The 24,154-nt window shown below is 43.4% G+C and carries 23 protein-coding genes, 1 tRNA gene and 5 pseudogenes; 25 read left to right on the forward strand and 4 right to left on the reverse strand.

What is annotated here, in order from left to right; genetic code table 11:
- The first annotated feature begins 121 nt into the window (after positions 1 to 121).
- Both EEL30_16660 and EEL30_16665 read left to right on the forward strand, forming a co-directional pair.
- Positions 122 to 972, forward strand: a pseudogene (locus EEL30_16660) (hypothetical protein).
- A 439-nt stretch (positions 973 to 1,411) separates the two neighbouring features.
- Positions 1,412 to 2,167, forward strand: coding sequence for a hypothetical protein (locus EEL30_16665; GenBank protein QDX93783.1), 756 nt, complete (start codon positions 1,412 to 1,414; stop codon positions 2,165 to 2,167).
- 360 nt (positions 2,168 to 2,527) lie between these two features.
- On the opposite strand, the gene EEL30_16670 is transcribed toward EEL30_16665, so the two are convergent.
- Positions 2,528 to 3,979 carry an IS1182 family transposase gene (locus EEL30_16670; protein ID QDX93784.1) on the reverse strand — a complete coding sequence of 484 codons (1,452 nt, stop codon included), beginning with the start codon at positions 3,977 to 3,979 and terminating at the stop codon, positions 2,528 to 2,530.
- 246 nt (positions 3,980 to 4,225) lie between these two features.
- On the opposite strand from EEL30_16670, the gene EEL30_16675 reads away from it, so the two are divergent.
- From EEL30_16675 to EEL30_16685, 3 genes and pseudogenes are all read left to right on the forward strand, one after another.
- Positions 4,226 to 4,417 carry a hypothetical protein gene (locus EEL30_16675; GenBank protein QDX93785.1) on the forward strand — a complete coding sequence of 64 codons (192 nt, stop codon included), beginning with the start codon at positions 4,226 to 4,228 and terminating at the stop codon, positions 4,415 to 4,417.
- 980 nt (positions 4,418 to 5,397) lie between these two features.
- A complete protein-coding gene (locus tag EEL30_16680) occupies positions 5,398 to 5,853 on the forward strand; it encodes a hypothetical protein (protein QDX93786.1) in 456 nt (151 codons plus the stop codon).
- Positions 5,840 to 7,544: pseudogene (locus tag EEL30_16685) on the forward strand (hypothetical protein). The gene EEL30_16680 and the pseudogene EEL30_16685 overlap by 14 nt, the downstream one beginning before the upstream one ends.
- A gap of 117 nt (positions 7,545 to 7,661) precedes the next feature.
- Here EEL30_16685 and EEL30_16690 read toward each other — a convergent pair.
- The gene (locus EEL30_16690) at positions 7,662 to 8,072 is read right to left on the reverse strand and encodes a hypothetical protein (GenBank protein ID QDX93787.1); all 411 of its coding nucleotides are present in this window, start codon (positions 8,070 to 8,072) and stop codon (positions 7,662 to 7,664) included.
- 127 nt (positions 8,073 to 8,199) lie between these two features.
- On the opposite strand from EEL30_16690, the gene EEL30_16695 reads away from it, so the two are divergent.
- From EEL30_16695 to EEL30_16760, 14 genes and pseudogenes are all read left to right on the forward strand, one after another.
- Positions 8,200 to 9,699, forward strand: coding sequence for a phage portal protein (locus tag EEL30_16695; protein QDX95796.1), 1,500 nt, complete (start codon positions 8,200 to 8,202; stop codon positions 9,697 to 9,699).
- Positions 9,692 to 10,453, forward strand: coding sequence for a minor capsid protein (locus EEL30_16700; GenBank protein ID QDX93788.1), 762 nt, complete (start codon positions 9,692 to 9,694; stop codon positions 10,451 to 10,453). Before EEL30_16695 ends, EEL30_16700 begins: the two co-directional genes overlap by 8 nt.
- 105 nt (positions 10,454 to 10,558) lie before the next feature.
- Positions 10,559 to 10,834: pseudogene (locus tag EEL30_16705) on the forward strand (hypothetical protein).
- Between the two features lie 1,098 nt (positions 10,835 to 11,932).
- Entirely contained in the window at positions 11,933 to 12,478 is a 546-nt protein-coding gene (locus EEL30_16710; protein ID QDX95797.1) for a hypothetical protein, read from the forward strand.
- Positions 12,475 to 12,675, forward strand: a complete 201-nt coding sequence (locus EEL30_16715; GenBank protein QDX93789.1) for a hypothetical protein — start codon at positions 12,475 to 12,477, stop codon at positions 12,673 to 12,675. Before EEL30_16710 ends, EEL30_16715 begins: the two co-directional genes overlap by 4 nt.
- The gene (locus tag EEL30_16720; protein ID QDX93790.1) at positions 12,675 to 12,812 is read left to right on the forward strand and encodes an XkdX family protein; all 138 of its coding nucleotides are present in this window, start codon (positions 12,675 to 12,677) and stop codon (positions 12,810 to 12,812) included. Before EEL30_16715 ends, EEL30_16720 begins: the two co-directional genes overlap by 1 nt.
- A gap of 10 nt (positions 12,813 to 12,822) precedes the next feature.
- Positions 12,823 to 13,086, forward strand: coding sequence for a holin (locus tag EEL30_16725; GenBank protein QDX93791.1), 264 nt, complete (start codon positions 12,823 to 12,825; stop codon positions 13,084 to 13,086).
- A 10-nt stretch (positions 13,087 to 13,096) separates the two neighbouring features.
- Positions 13,097 to 13,856 (forward strand): annotated as a pseudogene (locus tag EEL30_16730) (mannosyl-glycoendo-beta-N-acetylglucosaminidase).
- 1 nt (position 13,857) lies between these two features.
- Positions 13,858 to 14,103, forward strand: coding sequence for a hypothetical protein (locus EEL30_16735; GenBank protein ID QDX93792.1), 246 nt, complete (start codon positions 13,858 to 13,860; stop codon positions 14,101 to 14,103).
- A gap of 173 nt (positions 14,104 to 14,276) precedes the next feature.
- Positions 14,277 to 14,583: pseudogene (locus tag EEL30_16740) on the forward strand (hypothetical protein).
- Positions 14,561 to 14,908 (forward strand): YolD-like family protein, encoded by a 348-nt coding sequence (locus EEL30_16745; protein QDX93793.1) that lies wholly within the window; start codon positions 14,561 to 14,563, stop codon positions 14,906 to 14,908. Before EEL30_16740 ends, EEL30_16745 begins: the two are co-directional and overlap by 23 nt.
- 111 nt (positions 14,909 to 15,019) lie before the next feature.
- A complete protein-coding gene (locus EEL30_16750) occupies positions 15,020 to 15,229 on the forward strand; it encodes a hypothetical protein (GenBank protein ID QDX93794.1) in 210 nt (69 codons plus the stop codon).
- Positions 15,229 to 15,570 carry a PemK family transcriptional regulator gene (locus EEL30_16755; protein ID QDX93795.1) on the forward strand — a complete coding sequence of 114 codons (342 nt, stop codon included), beginning with the start codon at positions 15,229 to 15,231 and terminating at the stop codon, positions 15,568 to 15,570. Before EEL30_16750 ends, EEL30_16755 begins: the two co-directional genes overlap by 1 nt.
- A gap of 437 nt (positions 15,571 to 16,007) precedes the next feature.
- A tRNA-Pro gene (locus EEL30_16760) sits at positions 16,008 to 16,084 on the forward strand.
- A gap of 47 nt (positions 16,085 to 16,131) precedes the next feature.
- Here EEL30_16760 and EEL30_16765 read toward each other — a convergent pair.
- Together EEL30_16765 and EEL30_16770 are read right to left on the reverse strand one after the other, a co-directional pair.
- On the reverse strand, positions 16,132 to 16,662 hold the full coding sequence (locus EEL30_16765; GenBank protein QDX93796.1) for a hypothetical protein: 531 nt from the start codon (positions 16,660 to 16,662) through the stop codon (positions 16,132 to 16,134).
- 286 nt (positions 16,663 to 16,948) lie between these two features.
- The gene (locus tag EEL30_16770) at positions 16,949 to 17,194 is read right to left on the reverse strand and encodes a DUF2651 domain-containing protein (protein ID QDX95798.1); all 246 of its coding nucleotides are present in this window, start codon (positions 17,192 to 17,194) and stop codon (positions 16,949 to 16,951) included.
- Between the two features lie 198 nt (positions 17,195 to 17,392).
- Between EEL30_16770 and EEL30_16775 the strand changes: the two genes are divergently transcribed.
- From EEL30_16775 to EEL30_16800, 6 genes are all read left to right on the forward strand, one after another.
- Positions 17,393 to 18,154, forward strand: a complete 762-nt coding sequence (locus tag EEL30_16775) for a lytic transglycosylase domain-containing protein (protein ID QDX93797.1) — start codon at positions 17,393 to 17,395, stop codon at positions 18,152 to 18,154.
- Between the two features lie 44 nt (positions 18,155 to 18,198).
- Positions 18,199 to 18,432 carry a trp RNA-binding attenuation protein MtrB gene (gene mtrB, locus EEL30_16780; GenBank protein QDX93798.1) on the forward strand — a complete coding sequence of 78 codons (234 nt, stop codon included), beginning with the start codon at positions 18,199 to 18,201 and terminating at the stop codon, positions 18,430 to 18,432.
- Positions 18,433 to 18,719: 287 nt separating this feature from the next.
- A complete protein-coding gene (locus EEL30_16785) occupies positions 18,720 to 19,193 on the forward strand; it encodes a PTS sugar transporter subunit IIA (protein ID QDX93799.1) in 474 nt (157 codons plus the stop codon).
- Positions 19,194 to 19,211: 18 nt separating this feature from the next.
- Positions 19,212 to 19,496, forward strand: coding sequence for a PTS galactitol transporter subunit IIB (locus EEL30_16790; protein ID QDX93800.1), 285 nt, complete (start codon positions 19,212 to 19,214; stop codon positions 19,494 to 19,496).
- Between the two features lie 29 nt (positions 19,497 to 19,525).
- On the forward strand, positions 19,526 to 20,869 hold the full coding sequence (locus EEL30_16795; protein ID QDX93801.1) for a PTS galactitol transporter subunit IIC: 1,344 nt from the start codon (positions 19,526 to 19,528) through the stop codon (positions 20,867 to 20,869).
- Positions 20,870 to 21,102: 233 nt separating this feature from the next.
- The gene (locus EEL30_16800; protein ID QDX93802.1) at positions 21,103 to 23,838 is read left to right on the forward strand and encodes a transcriptional regulator; all 2,736 of its coding nucleotides are present in this window, start codon (positions 21,103 to 21,105) and stop codon (positions 23,836 to 23,838) included.
- Positions 23,839 to 24,154 lie beyond the last annotated feature (316 nt).

Here is a 24,154-nt window from a genome sequence, read left to right on the forward strand (position 1 = left end):
TGGGAAGCGATAGGATGAGGGTAGTTTTTGACTGGCGTAATCTTCTATTATGGGGAATTAGCTTCGGTTCGACGACGATGATCTGTTGCGGACCGTTTACAATATTTCGAGGTGATCGCGCATGAGCAACGTACTAGAACGTACATACCATCCCGAGACGGGTGAAATCGGTACGTTTATACCGGACGGGTCTCGCGTAACTATACAAACGGATGCCCAACGGGAAGCAACCCGTCAGCATTTCGAACGCGAACGAATGAGGTTGGTTTATCGCGGCTTAAATTGGGTCGCGTGTTATCACGAAGCCATACTCGGAATCATACGAGATTTAACGTTAATAGAGGCGGGAGCGCTTATCAAGTTGCTTCCGTTTTTGCGTTTTAAGAGCGAGGGAAAGCTCGTACAAGACGGCAGGCCTTTAAAGCAGACGGATATTGCGCGTGGCTCGGACGGGGAAAAACGCAGACGACCGACATACTTAGGCGTCTAGAGGCGCTTGGCGTTATTTCGTGCGAGAAGGAAGGGCGCAGTAACGTGTATTACATTAGCGTCGATTTCCATTCGATGGGCGGCGTTCTGACTGGCGCATCCTTTACGAAAATATACCAAGTGAAGGCGCGTGAGATTGCGGAGGAGCTGACGCTTAGTGAGATCGGATTGCTATACAAGATACTTCCGTTCTTCCACTACCAGACGTACTATCTCTGCGACAATCCAGACGAGGTGAATCCGGAGGTTATTCGGCACTTGAACCGTGAGCAACTCGCAGAAAAGATCGGACACGATCCGCAGACGGTTTCGGAATTGGTCGGGAAACTACGGAGTAAGGGCGTACTCATGACGACGGGAAGCCGGAACACAACGCACTATCTCGTACACCCAGACGTGATGTTTCGGAAGGAATACGAGGATGAATATACGAGGGTCGTACGGAGAATGTTCGAGGAGCACCGGAGGAAGTCGTTTCAGTAAGGTCAAAACCGAACCTTTTACCCCGTTCAGTGAGGTCAAAACCGAACCTATTGAAAGTGGGGATAGCGTTGTACTGGCGGGGCGGAAGGCGGTTTTTGCAGATTTTCTTCTCTTTATCTTTAGAGACGTGTAACATCGGCTAACGCCGAGCTTCGGCAAACAAGTTGCCTCGCTATCATCTTTCATCGCGAACAAAGTATAGAAGTAATTATGACGCGATAGAAGATATTGATACCGAGGCGGCTTGTCCGCTGAGGAAGGTCACTCTTAACCTGTTTTTTGTATATCATTCCTCCAAGTTTTAAAATAAATGAATTTTTGTTTTTATATGAAAGAAAATGAGCAAAAATCTATTTATGGTATGATTTGTAATTTTTTAAAAAGTTTAGTATAATTAAAGCTCGTTTTACAAAAAATACCTAAATGGAGATGATTACTTTTGAAGAAAATTGTCATATCGAGTGCTCTAGTATTATCATTAGTTACCACGTCTAGCGTTTCGGCTTTTGCGGTAGGTCGAGATTACAGTCAAGACTACAATAATAGTAGTCAAGTGGAAGTTTTAAAGGATAGTGAGGGAAATGAATACAAAGTTGAAATAATAAAAGATGATAAACTCGAAAGAACAGTTCGTATAACAACTGAAAATAGTACAATTGAAGCAACTTATGATAAAATGGAAAATATTTTAAAATTTGATGAAGACGGGGTTATAACTGAAATAAATCTTGAGCAAGAGGAGGTATTCGAAGAGGAAGTTTCATCTGAAAAAATAAGAGCCAAAAGAGCTACCTCTGATAGGAAGCGTATAGAGAGTACAAGCGTTGCGTATTATGATTATTATTACAAGATTTATGAGTATGATGATGGCTCACTGTACTGGGATATCGGGGATGGAAAGAGGGGAAAGTATATTAAACAAACTAAAAAGAATAAAAATGATTTGTACAATTATCAAGATCAATTAGACGAGTTATTAAGACGCGAGGCTGCACTTGCTCTTAGTTCGGCTGGGGCTGTAGCTGCTGCAAAACAGGCGATATCGAATGCCAGAACTAGTTGGCCAGACGAGAAGATATTAGCCTCTTTTGCCGCACTAGGTTTTGCTGGGTGGGCTGGTTCAAATTTGCTTGATATTTTCCTACAGGAAAGAAAGGTTAAACGCGCATTCAGAGACGCGCATGATTCGGAATGATACTATTAAATATCATGTTTAATAAATGGGTTATTCTTTTTTATATAACTTTTCTTGTACTTACACTTATTTTACTGTTTTTTTTAAACAATAAAAAATTACCAAGAATAAGAAAAATATTCAATTATATTAGTTCTTTTCTTCTCATTTATCTTTCTATTGGTATTATTATTTTCATTTATAACATTGTTTTAATGATATAGTGAAATAAAAAGGAACCTCGGATTTCTTGAGGGCACTGAAAATCTTACGATTTTCCGAAGGAATTATATAGCTTTATCAAAAAAAAGACGGCTCAAATTCATTTCTTGAATGCAAGAGTCGTCTTTTTACCATTTTCATCGGTTTATTATTTTGTTTTTAATCCATTAATTTCAATATTCTTTTTAAGTTTACAGTGAATATAGCCATTGCCCCTTGTAACTCCATGCCAATAAGACCCGAAGATGATGCCACATCATACCCGTGTCTGTGTTTTAGCTCACTGTTTTTCGCTTCAATTTTATATCTTTCCTTTGATTTTTCTTTAAAGTACTCACTCTCTTGGAATTTTGCCTGTTCAGTATGTTCACTGGATTTAATACTCACTGAGTAACTTTTGCTTTTTGCTCCGTCTTTATAACAATCCTCTTTCAATGGACATTGCTTGCATTTCTCAATATCAAAGTAATACGTATCCGTTTGATTTTTCCCTACACCTTTTTTCCCTTGTCGAGCTTTACGGACTGCCATATGTCCTGCTTTACACACATACATCCCGGCATCCTTATTAAATTCAAATTCATCTTCCTTTTTACGATTCCCTTGCGTAACGAGAGGGTTTAATTTAGAAACTAGTTTGATTTCATTCTTTTTACTGTAAATAATATTATCTTTTTCCGAATAAGCTGTATCACCGATAACTGTTTCAATCTCCATGCCAGCTTCTATACTTTTCTCAATCAACGTTTGTAATTGCTTTCCATCACTTTTTTCTCCAGAAGTAATTGTTGCGGCTGTGATTATCCTTTCTTCACTCATTGCCAAGTGTGTTTTGTAGCCAAAAAACGAGGAATCTGCACTTTTATGACCAAGTTTTGCATCAGGATCTTCTGAGATTTGCAACTGTTCGAGGTCATCAGTGACAGTTTCTTTCAGTAGATTTAACTGTTCTTTTACTTTTGGATACTCGGAGATATTGCCTTCTTTTTCGATTACGTCAATGAGCTTTTGACAGTAGTCTATTTCATCCTCTAATACATTGGATGTTGTTTTAGCAGGGAACTTCTGCTTCATATTTTCATCTATTGTGTAGACGGCTTTTCTTAATTTCTTTGATCGATCCGTGAGGATCTCCTTCGGAGATTTTTGATTATAGCGAGCTTTCGTATGAGTAGCATCAACAATAATAGCTTTACTTTTGATAATCCCCTTTTCAATAGCGATTTGAACTGTTTTATTAATAAGCATATCTAGAAGGTTAATGTCTTTTAAACGTAGCTTTCGAAATTTGGTTAAAGAACTCGCTTCTATCACTTTCTCCTCTGGTACCATATGGAGAAAATACTTAAATGACATGTCATATTTCGAACGTTCAACCAAATCTACATCAGACAAATCATAAATAGACTTCAACAATAAATATTTAAACATACGAATAGGATCAATAGCTTTACGACCATTATCTAGGCAGTATTTATCCTTAAGCTCGTCATACACAAAAGAGAAGTCCATAAGTTCGTTGATTTTTCGTAACAAATTATCCTTCGGAACGACTACATCATATATAGCTATAAATGGACTGAAGATCATTGATTGTTGTTTTTGAATCATCGTACCCACCCACATAAATTGATACTTTTATTATACAGAAAAAAGGTACAATCACCTCGAAAAATGAGGGATTATACCTTTTTTTTGTTAAGTGGACTTTTTCAGTGCCCTCGATTTCTTCCGGGGTTTTTTGCGTTATTCCCTTACTATGAAAATAAGCTTTATAACGATTGCGGTCGTCTTTACTTAGCAAAGTGAACGTTTAACAATAACTTCATAGAGACGGAAAGGAGGCGGTAGTACACGATGCTCTTCGGACCTAATTTCTACGCTAAGATCGCGTTAATGTTACTCGGAGTTCTTACGGCAATACTCGTAGGAATCGTACTTATAGCGTGGGGGATCAGTGTGTTATTCGCGTTACCTTATTGGACGTGTTTGGGCGGACTTATCCTACTTATAGCAGTAGCTTTATGGTTACGGAAAGGAGACGAATAAACACCGATGGCTAAACGATAAACAACCGAACAGTACAAGGTGGCTTGTCCGCTGAGGGCGAAGGCTCGATTGAGCCGTAGCTTACTACCTGTGTTACGTAAAGAGTAAGAGGGGGATGATCGCTTTCAATCCGTTTAGTGAACTACGTTGGTACCACGTACCATTACTACTCATTGGGGCTTCGTTGGAATTTATCGCGGATAGATACCGTGACTGGAGACGTAGAGATTAATCGGAAGTAAGCACGCGGCGCCACTCGTTGGTTCCGCGTTTTTCTATGTCTACGGAAGCACAATCGTTACGCTACGTCAAGATCACGTTTTCTTCGCGTATATAATGAAGCGTCAGGACGGATTAAGCTACGTATTGTTACCGATACATACCGAATCAAAAGGACTATCTAGCCGAATACATCCGCACGGACGTTCCAGACGCGTGCCCTCCGAAAACATCGGGTCACCGTTGAGTTGCGTCAATTATACGTATTAACCAACGGTTATATGCGCGATCTGCACCCGTTCCCCATTTATGCACATATTATGTATACGGTTGTATTAGAACATACGTTTGAGTCCGATAATCTACAGTATGTCAACGGCTGTTCGCATACGTAGTCCGCGCCGTTACAGCATTCGTATGGTTACGTTTCGTTATACAGTTAACATAATCGGATGCATATCGATATATAGTGCGAACACGGCGTTATACGGGAGAATGACGGGGCTGTACGCTTGCATAACGGTTGCATGGAGTAAACGGAAGATACTACGTTAAAGTAAGTAATTACGGTGACGTAACGTATGTAACTATCGAAAAATAAGCGACTTACGAATCCCCCAAGGCGGCCGTCGGTATCCCCGCGGTCTGGTGCCGGACTATTTCTTGCAGGTTTTAAATCACCGGGTCTAATTTAAACGAAAGCTACCGAATGCCTATCGGTGGCTTCTTTTTGTACTCAATTTACGAAAGGAGACGATAACATGGCGAAGGATTTACGCAAGTTAGAGGCGCGGCTTACCCAAGAACAGATTAAGGCGGCGCAGTTACTCGCGGTTAATAACTTTCTAGCCAAAAACCCCGTCGGCGCGGAAAAAGGGCGAATGAAGCTCGATGAAATTGCGAAGGAAGCGGGTTGCTCCGTTAGCTCACTCTACAAATGGCGCAACTATAACGAGACCTTTATCGATTACGTGAACGGCCTGTCCGCAAACGCATTTATGTCGCATCTTCCGCAGATTATGGAGAAGCACTTGGATATGACGTTAAAGGGTCAAGGATCGATGAAGGGGATTGAGCTGTTTTATAAATTCGGCGGTCTGTTGATCGATAAGTCGGAGGTTACAAACGATGATGGGCGTTCGCTACAGTCTATCGACGAACGATTAGCGGCGTTGCTGGAACGATCCAAGGAGCCTGATACCGATGGCATATCTTAACGGGGAGTGGTTAGATCGGGAAGCTCGGGAAGAGGAAATCACGCAACGATACCGTCTTGTCGACGCGTATAAGAAACTAGCGAAAAGCGGTAGCCTTACCGAATACGATCTAGACCAGTGGGAAAACGTCGTGGCGGAACTCGAAAAACTAGAACGAGTTCATCGCGCCGAACATGACGTTCTCTTTTTCACGTACGAATATTTTTCAGAGGACAGGAATCCCGATAACAATTCGAATTTAATTCCGAAGGGGCAGACGCTAGAGGGCGCTGCCTCTTTTCATATTACGCTGTGTGGTCTTCTAGATCAGATCCGTAAAGGGAGACATTAGCGAGAATGTGGCGTGGTCAGTAGGGCGGCGTCACGCGAAAACAGCGTACCTATCGAACTCGTACCTATGCCACCAAATCACGTTCCGCATGCAGAAGTACATCGTGGAGGTCTCCGAAACTACCGACGTAGCCGGTGACTTTATCAAATGGACGGTTAACCAGCTCAAGTTCAACGAGAAGTTACGGGAAGATTTCGGGCCCTTACTTCACCCGAAGCCCTCGATGAATGAAGTCGACAACAAATACGAGTTTATTACGTCAACAGGCACGAAGGTAGAGGCGAAAGGGATCGGGACTCAGATGCGTGGTCTGCGTCATTTGAGTGAGCGGCCCGGTTTGTTTATTCTCGATGACTTGGAATCCGCCGAAAATACCAATACACCAGAGACTCGCGCCAAAAACCTACATTGGTTTAGGTCTGAGATGTTGGAGGCATTGGGGTCTGGTGGTATTTGCGTATACATGGGAACAATCGTGCACTACGATTCGTTGCTTAATCACGTACTGACCAAAGGTAAGGACTTCGTTTCTAGGAAATTCCCTGCTATTTTAAGCTGGTCAGAGCGTGAGGACTTATGGGACGAATGGAGAAGAATCTACGTCGAAGATCGTCCCGACGCAAAAGAACTCGCACGGAGTTTCTATAGGAGCAATGAGGAGGAAATGACCAAGGGCACTGAAGTCCTTTGGCCGCAGATGTATACGTATCTCTACTTCATGGAGAAGCGAGAGTCGATGGGAGCCCGCGCCTTCAATCAAGAGTATCTCGGCAACCCCGTCGATGAAGAGTCGCAGATATTCGATCCAGAGCAGTTTACCTATTATATCGATTCTGAACTTGAGGAACTGACCCTCGACTATTACGCAGGGATTGACTTTGCCATGGGAAAAGAGAAAGGCGACTACTCGGCTATTATCACACTCGCCCGAAACCGCGACACTGGTGTTTGCTACGTCACCGACGTCTTTCTTAAACGCGTCCATCCCGACGTACTGCTAAACGAAACGGTGGACAGGGCATTACGGTCCCAATACGAAGGTATTGCGGTCGAGGCGCAACAGGCGCAAGAATGGTTCGCGCATAAACTGGCGGAAGAATTACGGAGAAAAGGATACCCTACGCATCGGCGTTTGAAGGAGATCAAGCAACGTATGCGTAAAGCACTCCGCATTGAATCGTTATTACCGGATATTCAGAGTGGGAAGATTCGGTTTAAGCGGGACCAACGTTTGCTTATCGAAATGTTCGAGATGTACCCGAATCATAATCATGACGATGGTCCGGACGCTTTACACATGGCCTGTGACGCGGCAAAATTACGTAGAAAACGAGTAATCGACAAGCCCGCAGGATTGTAGCAATTGGTAGTCGAACATTCTCCGATGTGGAAAAGTCGTTAGTTACATTCTAATGGCTGTCTCTAACGACTTTAAAAGTGAAGCTTTTATAATAATGGCTTATATATTTGAAATACGTTAGTTGTTTAATAGGCCGTTGCTTTCAAGCATTTTTGAGAACTCTTCTTCCAGTTCTTTTTGAGACATTTTTTCAATCGGTTTATATTCACCGAAGGAGTTGTAATCAGCAGCGTCTTTAGATGGCCCATTGTGTGGTACAAACTGACCATTTGAATCATAGTCACGAGGGTCTTTACTGGGAGCAGTGGGGTCTTTCAATAGATCATCCCTTGTGTAAGGGCTGGGATAGGAGGTTGAAGGTGAAGTGTTAGTTGAAGGTATATCCCTATCCTGAGTACTTTCCTTACTCTCTGTTTGCATTAAGTTATTATCCGAGGCTGGTTCATTTTTGAAACTAACCATGATGTAGAGAGCTACAATAACCAGAATAGCAATGGCGGGTCCTAGATAACTTTTAGATAATTTCATAATAACTCCTTTTTGTAATATTTTGTATTATACCTTTGAATATATCATGATTAGTTAGGGGGTGCTACAAATTAACAAACTATTCGTCACAGGCGCACAATTCCCACCGGCTCGCGATATCGAACGTCTGTCCAAATACTATCGTGGTCGCAAGATATTTGACGGTAAGCAGGCGGAAGTACTCGAACGTGCAACCGAAATCCTAAAGGATACGCCGCACGCCACCCAACTGTCGAAGCTTTATATCGCGGTCAATTTAATGGACGTACTATTGACGAAGCCGGCCGACTTGATGTTCGGTGAGCCTCCTTCGTATGAATCCGGTAAGCCAGACGCCTCCGTCGAGCAACAACGACTGACCTCTATCGTTGAAGAGAACGATTTGAACGTGTTAGGCCATGAGCTAGTCACCGGTGCGGGCATACGAGGAGACGCGTTCATTAAAACGTACTACGCTAAATGTCAGGACCTATCGGAGGTACCTGAAGGCATCGAAATCAACGTTAAACCCGAGCCGATTATTGAAGCGGTTGACCCATCGAATGTATTCCCTGAGTTATCGAAAGGTTCGCGTAAACGATTCAAGGCGATTAATATTGCGTGGGTCGAGTGGGTGACGGAGGCGAGCGGATTGTTCGAGTCAATCGTCGAGGGCTCGAAGACAACGCAGACTCCTTATCTTAACGTCGAACGCCACGTTCCGGGGGCGATAATATACGAGCGGTTCCGATTGCATCCCAAATCCGTAGATACTCGATATGACGCACCTATCCAAACGTTCACTATAGGCGAGTCGGTCAGCACGGGCCACGAGAAAGACGTTGTTGCAACCGGCCTGTCCCATATGGCAATTCACCATATCCCGTATAAGTCTACGGATACCGATTGGCGCGGAAGCAGCGGTATCGAAAAAATAGAATCGGTACTGGCCGCGATTAACGACCGCCTCGTACAGATCGATTACATCCTATGGAAACACAGCGATCCGACGGCGTATGGCCCCGACTTAGGGGAGTCAGACGTACGGTTCAGCGGACGTTATCTCCCCGTAGATAAGTCGGATGTTACTCCCGGATACATGACGTGGGACGCGCAGTTAGATGGTGCCTTTAAGGAACTAGACGTTCTGCTGGGTATCGTATTCCAGATGAGCGAGACACCGCAATGGTTATTCGGTACGACACTTGCAGAAGACAAAGGCGGAACGGGTACGTCACATACCGACGGTTCAGCGATTCAGGCTCGTTTTATGCCGATACTATCGAAAGTTAAGCGGATAAGAGCCCACATTGATAGAGCATTTAGGGACGCACTATACTCCGCCCAATTGCTAGAGAACTACGCTAATGCCAGAGTTGACGGGTTTGAAAGTTACGAGGCAGTTTATCCAACAATTAGCTGGAAAGACGGGATTCCTCGCGACGAAAAAGAACTTGCGGAGATCATGGACATTAGGACGGGCGGTAAGCCGACGATAGATGTTCGTACCGCAATCAAAGTGCTATCTGAGGTAGACGATGAGAAGGCTAGTGAAACCATCGAACGTATCAAAAAGGACGAAGAAGCCTCGAACGGGACGGTGGACGCGTCTATTTTTAATGGGAGCGTCGGTGGAGTAGATGCGTGATTTTCGCGAGCCACCGAAGCCATCGTATGACTACGACGTTAATGAGATCACCGAGGCGTACAAAAAAGCGCTAGACGACGTGCAATCTGAATTACAACGCGTTGATCTTCCTGATTTCTCCCGATCCAACGCACAGGCTGTATATGCACAAATTACCGTGATACTTACGAATCTAGCGAAAAAGACAAAGGAATGGGTAGCGCGTGTCATTCCGAAAGCGGCTTACGACGGCGTTGCTCGAACTCTACTTGCGTTAGGACTCGCTACCGACCGTAAACAGGCGCTCAAGAAAGCGAAGCTAAATCCGATTAATCAGCACGCCGTCGCCGCCGCAATTGCCGATACGCAGACTGATTTACTCGCGGTGACGGACAACGTAACGAAGAGAGTCCGCGCGGCTGTTCGTAAGGCTGTTGCCGAAACTATGCGGTCGCAGATGGCTACCGGTGTCAACGGACGCAGAACGATAACGGCTGACGTGCTTAAGCGCATACGTAAGACACTCGGTGACTCAGCAGATAACGCCATTATAGACGCGGCCGGGCGTAAGTGGAAAATCGAACACTACGTCGATGTGGTTGCACAAACAAAGCTCATGGACGTACACAACGAAGCTACGATAAATGAGGCATTATCTCGCGAAGTATTATACGCAGTTGTATCGTCACATGGCGCATCTGATGCGTGCCGTTATCATGAGGGACGGGAAATACCTCGAAAGGATCGCGCATGTTTCTTCATTAAAATTGTATGACGAAGCCGGCGGATTGATTGCGGAGCGGAAAACGGACGTGCCAGTAAGCGAAGGGCAACGTTTGGAGTTTCGGTTCGATTTTGCTATACGAGAGGGGGCGCGTTGATGTCGTATAACGCACGGTTAGACTGGGAGTTCGAGGATGATATCACGGAGGGCGACGTCAACCGATGGGAAAAAGGAATAGACGATGCACACAAGCTACTGGAACAGCACACCGTGGCTATTTCGGCCTTGTAGATTGACGTGAAGACGATAAAAGATGCGGTGTTTAACAACTTCACCGACAACGTGTTCTTCGAGAATTTTGCAACGCTTAATGACATCACGTTAACAGAAGGCTGGTATGACGAGGCTAATAAAAGGCTGGTGGTTTTGTAGATGGCAACGTATGGAGGTTTAGTGAAACTGGGGACACTGCGCAATAAAACAACGGTAATCCCCAGACCGACAAATCCTTGGGCTAGTGACGTGTCTTTGGGACCTGGTAGAGGGAATATAGCTGACTTTAGAAGAGACCCGGTTATTACCAATTGGAATATCGGCGACACGGATTCTAACCCGGATAACCAACTACATTGGCACAAGATCAGAGACGGAAGTAGTACACTACTTATTTGTGACAGGGTTATTCTTACTTTCATAAGCTGGGGTGATCTTAGTAGTGACAAACGCGCATATGGCAAGACGATAACTATTGATGGCAATAGGTATAAATTAAGGCTGCTATCAGGTGGGGCCGACCAGCGCCCTATGGGAGGTGAGTGGCTTGGCGGATTCCCGGAGGATAACGAATTGGATCGTTTTATCGTAAATGAGGATAAAGTAAGCAATCTCCCATCCCCAGTACCTTCTGATCTCAAAGAAGGAATGAATGATACAAAAAGAAATGGCAATCATAATTATTTGTGGAACTGGATAGGAGTGAATTCATGGGTAAGAGAAACAACTAGTCAAAACCTCGACAATCGAGCTAAAAGAGGCTACTCCACGCCTCGTCGCTGGACACCTGAGTATTCTGGGGCTCGAGGCAACTGGATAGGTTGGCGGCCTGTACTCGAAGTTTTAAATCAAGCGCCTACTCTAGCACTCACGTCTCCAACCGACAACCAAACCCTAACCGAAAACGCTACGTTTAAAATCGAGGGAAGCGCGTCTGACGTCGATAAGGACAACGTAGTCACAATTAAGTACCGCATCAACAACGGCACCACAAGGGCGTTGCAATCCGGAGTTTCTAACGGCAGCACGCCTATTTCTTTTGCCAAAACGCTAACATTCCGGAGTAAGCGTCTCTATGACGGGACTACCGATATCACAGGTTCTGACCTAGCAGAAAACACCGATCATACCCTTACCATTTGGGCAGAAGACGACCAAGGCGGCAAATCAGCAGAGGTCACACGTAAATTCCGAGCCGTCCACAACCGACCGCCTGTTATCAGCGGACAAAATGAGGACCTCGGTGTGTTAAGTGCCATTCCTTCCAAGAACTACACAGTCACAGAGCCAGAGGGTGACGCGTTTACCATTACGGAGAAAATCAACGGCAATGCTATCCGCACATTCACTGGGACTGACAGCAAGGAAAATACCGTGACCATTCCACAAGACATGTGGTTACGGCTCTCTTTAACAGCGGTACACACGCTAACGATCGAAGCGACTGACAGCAAAGGCATGACATCGGTGCGGTCGTATACATTCCGCAGAACAGCCGACAAGATAGCGTTCGCTCTGAAGAAATCATTTGATACAGACATCGCTGCTAAACGCATTTTGGTAACCATCGATGCAACCGTACCACCAGGAGCGGATTACAAGGTGGAAGTATGTAACAACGGGCACGATGAGTCACCAACATGGGAAGACGCAACGAATTTTGTTAAGTTCAACCGAGGCTTTATCTTCACCAATAAGGAAAAAACAGCGGAAAAATGGGGCGTTAGCTTACAGTTTACTTTTGTCAAAGGTTCGGCAACTGAGCCTGTTATCGTAAGAGGATTTGGAGGTGCATTCGATTGATTCTCACAAAACCTAAATCGTTGTCCATGATCGAGCAGGAGCGTATAGATGCCGACATGCCTATCGTTACACTCGGGCAGGAGATCGCGAAAACTAAGATCGAGCTATCGCAGAAGGACGCGTTATTCCAGTCATTAGGCGAGGAGTTAGCCATTTTAAGACTCGACATCATCCAATTGAAAGGGGGCGGACAATAGTGCGTTTCTGGTCACTCGCGTTTAAATACAATTGGATCACGGCGGAAAATTTACGTCTCGCGGTAAAGACGGAGACCAACCCGTTCGGCGAGATTACGCCCGAAGAATACGAAGAAATCACGGGAATCAAATTCTAGGAGGACACGTATGGGAGAACACGATACCGTATCCATTTTACAAGACGTCCGCGAGCGCATGGTTCGCGTGGAAGAGAAAGTCGACCACTTATCGCGGGACCGTGAAAAGCTCGATCAAGTGAACGATAAAGCACGCGATGCATTTGCGCTATCACAGGAGAATGCCCGTGACATTGCGGAAATCAAAGCGGACTCGCGCCGAAGTTGGGGCGTAATTATCGGGATGGGAACGAGTTTTATCGGTTCCATCCTTTTTTATTTTCTTACGAAATGAGGTCGGTAACATGACGAAACAGGAACGACTTATCTCGTTGATTTCACCGCATGTAGTCGGGCGCTATCCGTGCGCGTCCGGTGTCATTGCGCAACTCATCCTAGAGGTCGGATGGGACCTACGTACGCCCCGCGATTTGGTAACGGGACGCGAGTCGTATAATCTCGGCAACATCAAAGGAACGGGGCCAGCCGGTAGCGTTACGATTCTGACCACGGAGTATTATTCCGCGGCAGACGTAGCAAAGGCGAGGGCCAGCGGTGATCTCGTAAAGGTACTCGACGCGTCCGGTGCTAAGACGAAGGTACAGGTCAAGGTGCGATTCCGTGCGTACAACAATTACGGCGAGGCCATCGACGACCATTTCGCTTTACTAAAGAAGCCGCGCTACGTTAATGCGGGCGTATGGAAAGCGGAGACGCCCCAAGAGTTTGCGGAAGCAGTCAAACGGGGCGGCTACGCGACCGATCCGAATTACGTTTCGTTGATTATGTCGATTGTAAACGGAAGTAAGTTAACCCGTTTTGATAAGCCGGTCGCTCCGGCTGTACCCGTAAAGAAAATAGAGGAGGCGGTAGAATTGGCGTTGAAAGAATGGCAATTACAACTAGCGGATAAGTCGATCGATAGTCTTCGCGGCAAAGTCGATGTTATCGGATGCGGCCGAGTGGAAGGAACGTTTACGGAAAGAACCGCAGAAAGTAATCGAGGATATGCCGTGGCTCGTCTTCGTACTGGCGGATCGAGTATCGGGTAAGGAGGGGGCGTAACATGGAATTTACGTACGATATCGCGACATTGGCCGCAATCGTGGCGGCATTGACGGGAATAGCGAAGGGATTCGGAATACCGACGAAGTATGCTCCGTTGGCTGCGATGGCGATTTCGGGCCTATTCGTGTTTCTACCGGATGGCGCGTTGAAGGAGAATCTATTGACTACGGTCGTGGTCGGGTTGACGGCGGCGGGTGCATATTCGTACGTCAAGCCGGATAGTAATGAAGGAAAATCGAAATAGACTCTAGTTCACGTTGCACCAGACCTTCAAGGTGAGACCACGTATAGCTCTCACTAATACAATAGAAAGAATAACTGCCCATTAATTTCTTGATTGCATGTTCTCATACCGTTCGCGTATAATAAGAACAAACGTTCTATATAAAACAAAAGGCGGCGGTCTCTATGCTAGACTTGTTTGTCGAGAAGGTAACCCCTATCTCGCGTATTCAACCAGATGATGCGCAGTATATCATACAAGAATCAATACTCAACAACAAGACCATTACTGGTTATATGGTCCGATCAAACAGGAACTCATACCGCATGGGGTTGGATCGCGACTAAGGATTACGAACAAATCAAGCTATTGACGGACTGGAACTCGATCATAATCCGCGTCGATCAAATCGTTGACATCGTTGTATCACCTAACCTAGACTTGATAGATTGGCTATGGACGGAGGACGAGTTCTACTATGGAAAAACGAACAAAGCTTAACGACCTATTCGGCTCCATGCGTCTGGTACTGCCGGAGCATCGCGAATGGTACCTTAAACACCGAAGGGAATTATCGTTGTTGCCGAAGCCAGACCTCGATCACGACGAGATCATGGCGATCAATTATAAATTGACGGATAGTAAACGTTATTCATTCGAGTTAACCGTTACATACTGGCGTAGAGTGTCCGAAAATGGGGGCGAGTTTCAAACGGTGAAGGGCGTTGCTAAGGCGTTCGCTACCGTTATGAAACAGGTTAGAATCGAGGAGGAAAACGGTGAATGGACGTGGTTGGATTTCGGGAATATTACGGCGGTTTCATAAGAAGTTGAGTTCAGAAATGAAGATTATTCATATAATGTACTGTATATGGATAAGGTAATTCGTACACACTTATAAAAAATACTTAAAAAACCTTTACAGAGGTGTTATAATATGGATAAGGACGAGAAGGAAAACGTTGAGGAGCGTGATCGTATGGCCGGATTCGCTGCGTACGTTCAAAAGAATAAGGATAAAATCCGAAGAGCAACAGAGTCGAATGCAACAAGAAGTAAAGACGGACTTGTACTAATTTCTAAGAACGATACATGGAGAAAAGAAACCGAATGGGACGATTTATATAGGGAGATTACCAAGAAATAATGGATTTAGTAGTAGGTGATGTATGGTTTGCTAAGTTTCCACTTGAGGAAAATCCTTCTGAATCAATTAACCGTCCTGTAGTTGTACTTGACATTGATACCGTGGAGGTATTATCTGTCAAAGTGACAAAAACCGCACCAAGAAATACTGATGAATTTGACCTTCCGATCGTTTACTGGGAAGAAGCAAACCTACGATTTAAGTCGACCGCACGTGTAGCAAAAACAATAACGCTTCCTAAATCCGCGTTTATTAATCGGATTGGGACTTTACACCCCGACGACTTAACTGACATACAAACTAAGTTTATGGAATATATCGATAGTTTAGACGATCTTTAATAAGAGATTGATACACCGCCTCACATCGAGTTACTCTCTCGTGTCGGGCGGTTTTAATTTGGAGAATTATCACGTTACCGATTAGAATAGAAGAGACCCGAGGTTTCCCGGGTCTTTTTCTTCATTAATATATAGTTTTTGAACCGAATTTCTATCGGAATTATGCTTACGTCAGTCGTAGTCGTGCTAAAAAACGTATTTCAAATCGATGATGTGTACGATCTGACCTCGTTAAGATGCCGAATAATTTATCGCGAAATAGAAATTATTGTTCGTTTGAGAGTAATAAAAACATTAGCGATGGGTGCGCTATCAGGTATTGCGGGGTGCGGGGCTGTATGATATACTTCGATTAATCGAACAATTAGACGCGACTATTAGCAACAGAAAAACCCCGTCAAATCAACGTTTTACGATGTATGACCCGTTAAAAGAATCGGGATGTGGCGCAGCCAGGTAGCGCGCACCCTTGGGGTGGGTGAGGTCCAGGGTTCGAATCCCTGCATTCCGACCATTTTGAAAAGTAACACTTCTTAGCAGACGTACGCTAGGAGGTGTTTTTTATATCATCCCAACTAATTCAGACTCTTCTAGAAGAAAATTAGTATCCTCTTCATCTGTATCATGGAATTCAATATATGAATCGAAGTTATCTGTTTTATCAAGTAACAGTATGTATTGTTCTAGCTTTTGGAGAGTTCTTTTGATTGCTTTTGTAAATGTAAACAACTCAATCCAATATCTCTCTGTATCTTCATAATCAATTTCTTCTACAACCAGATTATAATAGGTTTTCAATAAATCCTTGATGTTTGAAGATAGCTCATCAGCATGGTATACAAATGAAAAATCCCCTGAGCTGTGACGTAAACTTTCTTCTGTATAGCTGTCATTTGGATACATATTTTGATATCTTAAAACAGTTTCTTTTAGTTTCGATTCATTATTCAAATAAAGTGTTATAGCTCCATGATATGGGTCTACATGAAATAACAATGCATAAACGTTCTTATTATCTTCTGATTGAGAAAACTCTTTAATAACTTTGGAATATTGTAGTACGAGATTCTCCACGAGAGACTTGTAATTCATAATAGGACTCCTTCATTGAGTTATATTTTTCCTAGTTAATTTTATAGTCTCTAGAATAAAATAGCAATCAATCCGTTTCCTTTAATAATCATTAGCCTGTCCGTTAGTTAAACAAAAGAAATTAAACAATATAGTGTAGTGCTTTAGAAATTTAACTGTGATCTTTTAACATAGAAAAATCATTACATTCCAACAAGGATAAGGAATATCTGACTACGTCATATCCATGATGTTTTTTGGTAGAGTACCACGTACGACGACTGATTTTACTTGCTACAATGACGGTTTATTTGCCTCGTAGAAACATCTGATAAACCCCATACGTCACAAGCGAAGCAACTAAGGATAGACCAGTGTACACGACAACCCAAATAAAAAACGAATCATTAAAACAGGTGTAGGTTAAGATCGTAAATAATACAAAAGTCCCTGCTGGCATTAGATAAAACCGTTTCCAAACTAACGTACCAATAATTGATAAAATTCCAACTGCCACTGGAAAATAAATAAGGACTAGTAAAAACTCATTCACGCTTCCCACCACTTCCTCCTAAATCTTTTTGAAAAGAATTCGCTACTTAATCATACGGTATGCATATCCAATATGTTTCACTATTTTCAATTTTTTAAAATGAATTCTAGTAAAGATATTTTTCTTCAATACAGTCCTTTTTCCCCTTGGCTGTATGGAAAGCTTTCCCTTATAATAGAACATAAAAGACAGAGGAGAATGGATGATCTAATCGTGAAAATAGATAGTAATCAGTTTGCCAGAACCTTAGCATCTAATGGACAATGGTCATCAGGGGACGTTACTAATGTAGAACAATTGCAAGACTTTTTGCAAAATCAAACGAACGCTGATGAACAAGAGGCCTTATTTTCTGATGTATTCGACAATGAGCTACAAAAATATCAAAAAGTTATCTCTAGAGAGCAAGTACTGGCTGAGCTAGATGGTACGAAGCAGCAAAACGGGATGAATAACTGGAATTCTTCCATGGTCTATTCTTCCTCCTCATATAGCGATATGCAAGGAGACCCGTCCTCTAGTAGGAGCGAATCTATGTCGTGGAACCGTCAGCAGATCGTGGATAAAATCGAGCAAGTGAGCAGACGTTTTGGAGTGAACTCTGACTTGGTTAGAGAAGTGGTACGTGCCGAGTCTAATTTTAATCCAGATGCTACTTCCCATGCTGGAGCAAAAGGACTCATGCAATTAATGGATGACACTGCTCGAAGTGTAGGGGTACGCAATTCTTATGATCCTGATCAAAATTTGACGGGTGGTACTCAATATCTGGGTAAATTACTGGATCGATATGATGGTAATGTAAAGGTTGCATTAGCGGCTTATAATGCTGGATCTGGTCGAGTCAGAAGGGCTGGAATTGAAACAGATGAAGATTTTGATCGTCTAGCAGCTAAGCTTCCACAAGAGACACAGCGCTATGTCGCCAAAATTACGACAAAATTGCAAGCGGAAGAATAGGTAGGGTATAGTAAAGAGAGAATTTCTCATGGGGGGACAAATAGATGGAACAACAACGTAGCAGTAGCAACCAAGACTTTTTTGTCATTAAAGCAAAAGAAAACGGGGTACATGTTATTGGATTAACTCGTGGTACAGATACACGTTTCCACCATACAGAAAAACTAGATAAGGGCGAAGTATTGCTAGCCCAATTTACGGAGCATACATCAGCTATTAAGGTACGTGGCAAGGCGGTTATCCAAACCAGACATGGAGTTATAGATACAGAGGAATAATGGTAGAAAATGTAGAGTGAAAAGCGGCCACGTGTCGCTTTTTTTTCTTTTCGGTATAAAAAGTGAAGAAAATGTTGTTGACGTTTGTCTGCAAGGATAGTATGATTATGCTGTAAGGAACAAATGATAAAAGCAAGAACAAATGTAACGGTGAACAATGGAATAATTTGCGAAAAGAGCCGCGGGCTAGATTTGTATGGAAAGCATACGATCTGGCCCTTTTTGTTTAGGTATGTTGGCTTTTTACACAAAAAAGAGAAAGAGTTTGGATAGGAGGGAGAATCCACATGTCATTTTTGGAGATGTTGCAAACGGATCATCTGTTTATATTTACGGATGAAACTCGACAAGACGCAATTCTGGAAACTATGGCGAAATCGTTATGGAGTAACGGCTTTGTACATGAAAGTTATGTAAACGCTGTCAAGGACCGTGAAAAACATTATCCCACAGGTTTGGAGTTGGCTGATGTGCATGTGGCTATTCCGCATACGGATGCGTGTCACGTTAAACAACAAACAATCGCATTGGGAGTAGTGAAGCAAGGCACAGAATTTCATTGTATGGCAGATGCAAACAAAACCATTTCGGTCAAGCTTATTCTCATGTTAGCGATTGAAAAAAGTGAGGCTCATTTGGAAATGCTTGAAGAGATTATGACGTTCATCCAGGATGCTTCACGTTTAGAGGCGCTTAGTCAGGCTAGTACTTCAGCAGAGTTTTTCTCAGTTATTCAGCCAGTTAATAGTCACAACCACTAATTAAAGGAGGTCTTCATGATGGCAAAGAAAAAAGTTATGGTGATTTGTGGTACAGGGGTAGCAACTTCTACGGTGGTCATGCAAAAATTAAAAACGTTTTTCCAAGAAAAAGGATTAGAAGCTAATTTGGAGCAATCTAAAGTAAGCGATATTTTAAATAAAGGTGATCAATACGACATCATTATCTCTACAACGACGGTGCCAGCTAATTTGCAAGAAAAAGTAATTAATGCTGTTCCACTGTTAACAGGGATCGGTAAAGAAAAAGTGTTTGCCGAAATTGAGAAACGGATGAACGAATAGCTATTTTACTGAGGTAGGAGGATGAGAGAATGGAGTACTTACAAAAGATTGTTAACTTAGGACCAACTGTCGTATTGCCCATAATCATCTTCATTTTTGCGATTCTCTTAAAAACCAAGCCCGGACAGGCATTTCGGGCTGGTTTAACCATCGGGATTGGATTTGTCGGGGTGAATCTGATTATTGGATTGCTTAGCAGTTCACTCGGTCCTGCAGCTCAAGATATGGTCAAAAACTTGGGTGTGGAGTTAACCATCATCGATGTAGGATGGCCAGCTAGTTCTGCCATCGCTTTTGGGACGACGATAGGAGCACTTGCTATCCCGATTGGACTTGGGGTTAACTTGGCAATGCTGGTGTTCGGACTCACCAAAACATTGAACGTAGACGTGTGGAACCTGTGGCATATTGCCTTTACTGGATCATTGGTTATGGTCATGACCAACAGTGTAGCTATGGGTCTATTAACAGCGATTGTTCATGCGATAGTGTTATTGGTACTAGCTGACATGTCGTCGAAACATGTCTCTGAATTTTATGGTTATCAAGGGATTACATTCACCCATGGTACTTCTACAGCCTTTTATGTCATTGCCATGCCGCTTGAAAAATTATTTAACATGATTCCTGGCTTACGCAGCCTGAAAGCCGATCCTGACACGATTCAAAAACGGTTGGGCGTGCTGGGTGAATCTACGGTATTAGGTCTTATTCTTGGTATTATTATCGGTCTATTGGCAGGATGGGATGTAAAAGATGTCTTAACCTTAGGGGTAAACACAGCTGCTGTTATGTTACTGTTGCCGCGCATGGTAGCGGTTCTTATGGAGGGGTTATTACCTGTATCAGAAGCGGCTTCCGAATTCGTACGTAGCAAATTCCCTGATCGAGAAGTAAACATCGGGATGGACGCTGCGCTTGCTGTAGGACATCCGGCTGCCATCGCGTCATCTTTGATTATGATCCCTATTGTACTAGCATTGGCGGTACTGTTGCCTGGTAATAAAGTTCTACCTTTCGGAGATTTGGCAACCATCCCGTTTATCGTCTGCTTGATGGTTCCAGTCTTTAAAGGAAACGTGGTACGGACTGTGCTAGGTTCTACGATTGCTCTTGGACTAGGTTTGTTGCTTGCTACCTATGTATCCCCACTCATTACGACTGCGGCAAATATGGCAGGTTTCAAATTCCCTGAGGGTGCGGCGGCAATTTCCTCTTTGGTAGATGGTGCGGTTCCTACAACAGCGCTATTCGTTTTTGGTGCTAAATTGGGTTACGTCGGTATCATAACCATTGGTCTAGTTGCCTTAGGTACAGCGATTTACATGAGACGACGGGATAAAAAAGAGATGGTAAAGCAACGTCAGATGTGATAGAAAAAACATAGATAAAGATCAATTGTTCCTTTAACGATTACAAGTAGGCATAGCCAGGAGAGTATGTATCTCCTGGTTCGCCTACGTTTGTATCGCACTTTTGTGCTTATAAAGAACATTTTCTACCACTGGTATATAATGAGGAAACATGTAAAGCATCTTGAGAAAGTGAAAGAAATTGTGAGTGAGTTGTCAGGGATTCTGCGAAAAGGGGAAGGAATGGTGGCGAGATGAAGACACAGCTAATGCGGATTGTGAAGGATGAAGATCCCAAAAATCCGCTGACCGACGAAGAGATTGCCGCAAAGCTAGAAATTAGGAGAGATAAATGTACGTTATTGCGACAACAGCTTCATATCCCTGATTCCCGCAAACGAAGGTTACCATTACTGACAGCAGAAATGACTCGAATACTAAAGGTTCATTCGCAGTTATCGGATCGCAAATTAACAGGAGAATTACGCAAAATAGGATTTGAGATATCAAAGTTTACCGTGATGAACTTACGGAAAGAACAGCAAGAAAATTGGCAAGAGTTGTCCTTACCCTCAGAAGTAATTATTTCTGAAAATAAAGCACGACCTGCCCCACGAAGACTACGACAGTTCGTTGATTTGGTGGAAAGCGATGGTTTTTTACAACCATTTGTTCAACAGGTGAAAGCAGTTATTTTATATCCGTATCAAAAACTACCAATATTATTACAAGGAGAAAAGGGAACGGGAAAGCGGACCGTAGCTGAAGCAGCCTTTTCCTTTGCTAAACAAGAGAAGCAACTTGAACAAGATGCTATTTTTACAGAAATAGATATACGAGAAATAACAGAAGGATCGCTATTCGAGCAACGAATTCACGATACACTCTGTAGCTATAAAGGAGTAGGCGGGGCTCTATATATAAGAGAAATCCATCTCTTATCTCTGAGATCTATCGAAGATATGCTCCAGCGAATAAAAGAATTAGACTCACCTGTATTTGTTTTTGCTTCAAGCACGAATACCGCAGGCTGGGATACCCCTGAACTAATGCACCGCTTGTTCCCAATTCAGGTCCACTTACCATCTTTAGCCTCATGGCCGAGACAGTCGCAGTTACGTTTGCTTGAAGACATGATTCAACAGCAAGCGAAACAAGCAGGCTGTTCGATTCGTGTGGATGAATGTATGGAAAGCAAAAAATCCATGAGTGAGTTTACGACCAACATAACGCAATTACAAGATGAGATCCGAGCTTTCGTTTGTAATGAATTAGTAAATTGGTTAGTCGAAAACATATCTACTGTTCAGACCGGTGAAAAAACCGAACACAGTCCTCCGGCATCTGTAGCGCCTGAATCAATCTATCATTGGGTGTATGTTCGCTTTGAACAAATGAATCGGCAAGGGGTGCAACCAGAATTAATTAGGCTTCGATTGCAACAGGAATGTCGAGAACGATTGCGAGATGATAGCAGCAAGCGAAAATCAGATGTAGAACGTGCCCGTAGCCTAAGTATTTTTGTCGGGGAAAAGGTCATGCAAATGGTAGAGCAAATGCTATGGATTGCGGAAAAGCATATCGTGCTCGATCATGAAAAACTGTTAATGGCCTTGGCTTTACATGTTAAAGGCATGTTAGAACGCTATCAGGTGACAGAACCAAACCAGATTTATCATGAGGATCGAAAAGGTGAGATAACTTCTGCCTTCATGTCGATGGAGTGGATTGTTGCTCAAGAGATGGTTGAAGTAATAAACCGCACATGGGGAATTAGTATCACTAAGGCGGAAACGGAGATGCTGGCCCGATATGTGAAGCATTGCACCCTCGTCCAACAAACAACGCCGACAGTAGGTATGGTTTTGGTTTCATACGGTAGCATTGCTGAGAGTATGACTGAACAGTTGCACTCATTATTTGGGCAACATCATATTCAATCGGTAAACCTCTCTGTTGATGATTCGGAGGAACGTTTTTTGTCCAAAGTAAGCACTGCTATTAAACGAGCAGATCATGGCATGGGGGTTGTCGTTTTGGCAGATGCTGGTCGGATGGTAGGTAGTGAAGAGATTTGGCGTGAACATGTTGAGGTGGAAACGTTGATTTTTGCACCGCTTAGCTTGCCATTTGCCATGGAAGTTATGCGGCGATGCTTATATGCACCAAAGTCTTTGTCCCATGTAGCACATGAGATTGTACAATGGCGTATGCCTGTTTCCCCTTTTTTAGATGAGTGGAAAATAGCTAAGCCAAAAGCGCTTATGCTGGTCTGTTTAACGGGAGAAGGGGCTGCCCGGCAACTAGGGCAAATTGTGAGCGAGCATGTGGGAGATCGCGGTGGAGATTTACATTATTTGTTTTCAAATACTCATACAGTACGCTCCTCCTATACCAAGTGGAAAGAGGAGTATCACATCTTAGCCGTAGTAGGCACGATTGATCCGTTGGTAGAGGGGCTACCATTTATCTCCTTGCAACATTTGATTGAAGGAAGTGGATTTTCGTTTTTAGATCGCTTATTGATGGTGGGCGATTTGACAGGAGGACAACCAGATATTGAACAGCGCCCGCCGTTACACATGCAGGATCTATTTGTGACAGACCTTATCTTCCCTGATTGCAACATTACCAGTAAAACGGAAGCCATTCAGTTTCTTGCTCACAAGCTAGTAGAACAAGGTTATGTAAAACCTGAGTTTGTACAAAAGGTGTGGGAACGAGAAAAGCTGGGGTCAACGTCTCTAGCAGGTGGTATCGCTATCCCACATGCAGAGCCTGCTCAGACTATTAAGCCTGCCGTTGCTATCTTGCAATTGGTGCATCCTCTGGAGTGGGGACCGGGTATTCAGGTAGACTGGGTGATCATGTTAGCAGTTAATGATACATGTCAATATGCTGTGGAAGAATTAATGGAAGCATTGGAAGAACCAGCGAATATCCAGCAGATTACAGCCAGAGGTGGGGAGGAAGAGAAATGGAATCAATGAAAAAAGTAACTCCTGGCACAAAAATATATAAATTGTTTGAACACAATAAATTTGTATGTGAGGGCACGGAAGAAGTTTTCCTCATTTCCATTGAAAAACTAACCAAAGAGGAATTCAAAAAACGGCTGGAAGAAAACCCACATTTGTTAGAAGGATAAAAAAGATAGGAAAGCATAGAAGTTAAGGTTGACGGATACAAAAAAAGAGGTAAAATAAAGGTGTAGAACAAATGTAAATATACAGAACAAATGTAAAAGGGCCTCGGGCCGAATGCTTCCCAGCGTGGAGGTATTCGGCCTTTTGTCTTTTTCTAATG

The organism is Brevibacillus laterosporus (assembly GCA_007833815.1).
Taxonomy (GTDB): Bacteria; Bacillota; Bacilli; order Brevibacillales; family Brevibacillaceae; genus Brevibacillus_B; species Brevibacillus_B laterosporus_D.

Coding starts and splice junctions, on each gene's coding strand:
- EEL30_16670 (QDX93784.1), bottom strand. CDS start 3,979: ATGATTCAAAAACAACAATCAATGATCTTCAGTCCATTTATAGCTATA.
- EEL30_16675 (QDX93785.1), top strand. CDS start 4,226: ATGCTCTTCGGACCTAATTTCTACGCTAAGATCGCGTTAATGTTACTC.
- EEL30_16680 (QDX93786.1), top strand. CDS start 5,398: ATGGCGAAGGATTTACGCAAGTTAGAGGCGCGGCTTACCCAAGAACAG.
- EEL30_16690 (QDX93787.1), bottom strand. CDS start 8,072: ATGAAATTATCTAAAAGTTATCTAGGACCCGCCATTGCTATTCTGGTT.
- EEL30_16700 (QDX93788.1), top strand. CDS start 9,692: ATGCGTGATTTTCGCGAGCCACCGAAGCCATCGTATGACTACGACGTT.
- EEL30_16725 (QDX93791.1), top strand. CDS start 12,823: ATGGGAGAACACGATACCGTATCCATTTTACAAGACGTCCGCGAGCGC.
- EEL30_16735 (QDX93792.1), top strand. CDS start 13,858: ATGGAATTTACGTACGATATCGCGACATTGGCCGCAATCGTGGCGGCA.
- EEL30_16745 (QDX93793.1), top strand. CDS start 14,561: ATGGAAAAACGAACAAAGCTTAACGACCTATTCGGCTCCATGCGTCTG.
- EEL30_16750 (QDX93794.1), top strand. CDS start 15,020: ATGGATAAGGACGAGAAGGAAAACGTTGAGGAGCGTGATCGTATGGCC.
- EEL30_16755 (QDX93795.1), top strand. CDS start 15,229: ATGGATTTAGTAGTAGGTGATGTATGGTTTGCTAAGTTTCCACTTGAG.
- EEL30_16765 (QDX93796.1), bottom strand. CDS start 16,662: ATGAATTACAAGTCTCTCGTGGAGAATCTCGTACTACAATATTCCAAA.
- EEL30_16775 (QDX93797.1), top strand. CDS start 17,393: ATGGATGATCTAATCGTGAAAATAGATAGTAATCAGTTTGCCAGAACC.
- mtrB (QDX93798.1), top strand. CDS start 18,199: ATGGAACAACAACGTAGCAGTAGCAACCAAGACTTTTTTGTCATTAAA.
- EEL30_16785 (QDX93799.1), top strand. CDS start 18,720: ATGTCATTTTTGGAGATGTTGCAAACGGATCATCTGTTTATATTTACG.
- EEL30_16790 (QDX93800.1), top strand. CDS start 19,212: ATGGCAAAGAAAAAAGTTATGGTGATTTGTGGTACAGGGGTAGCAACT.
- EEL30_16795 (QDX93801.1), top strand. CDS start 19,526: ATGGAGTACTTACAAAAGATTGTTAACTTAGGACCAACTGTCGTATTG.
- EEL30_16800 (QDX93802.1), top strand. CDS start 21,103: ATGAAGACACAGCTAATGCGGATTGTGAAGGATGAAGATCCCAAAAAT.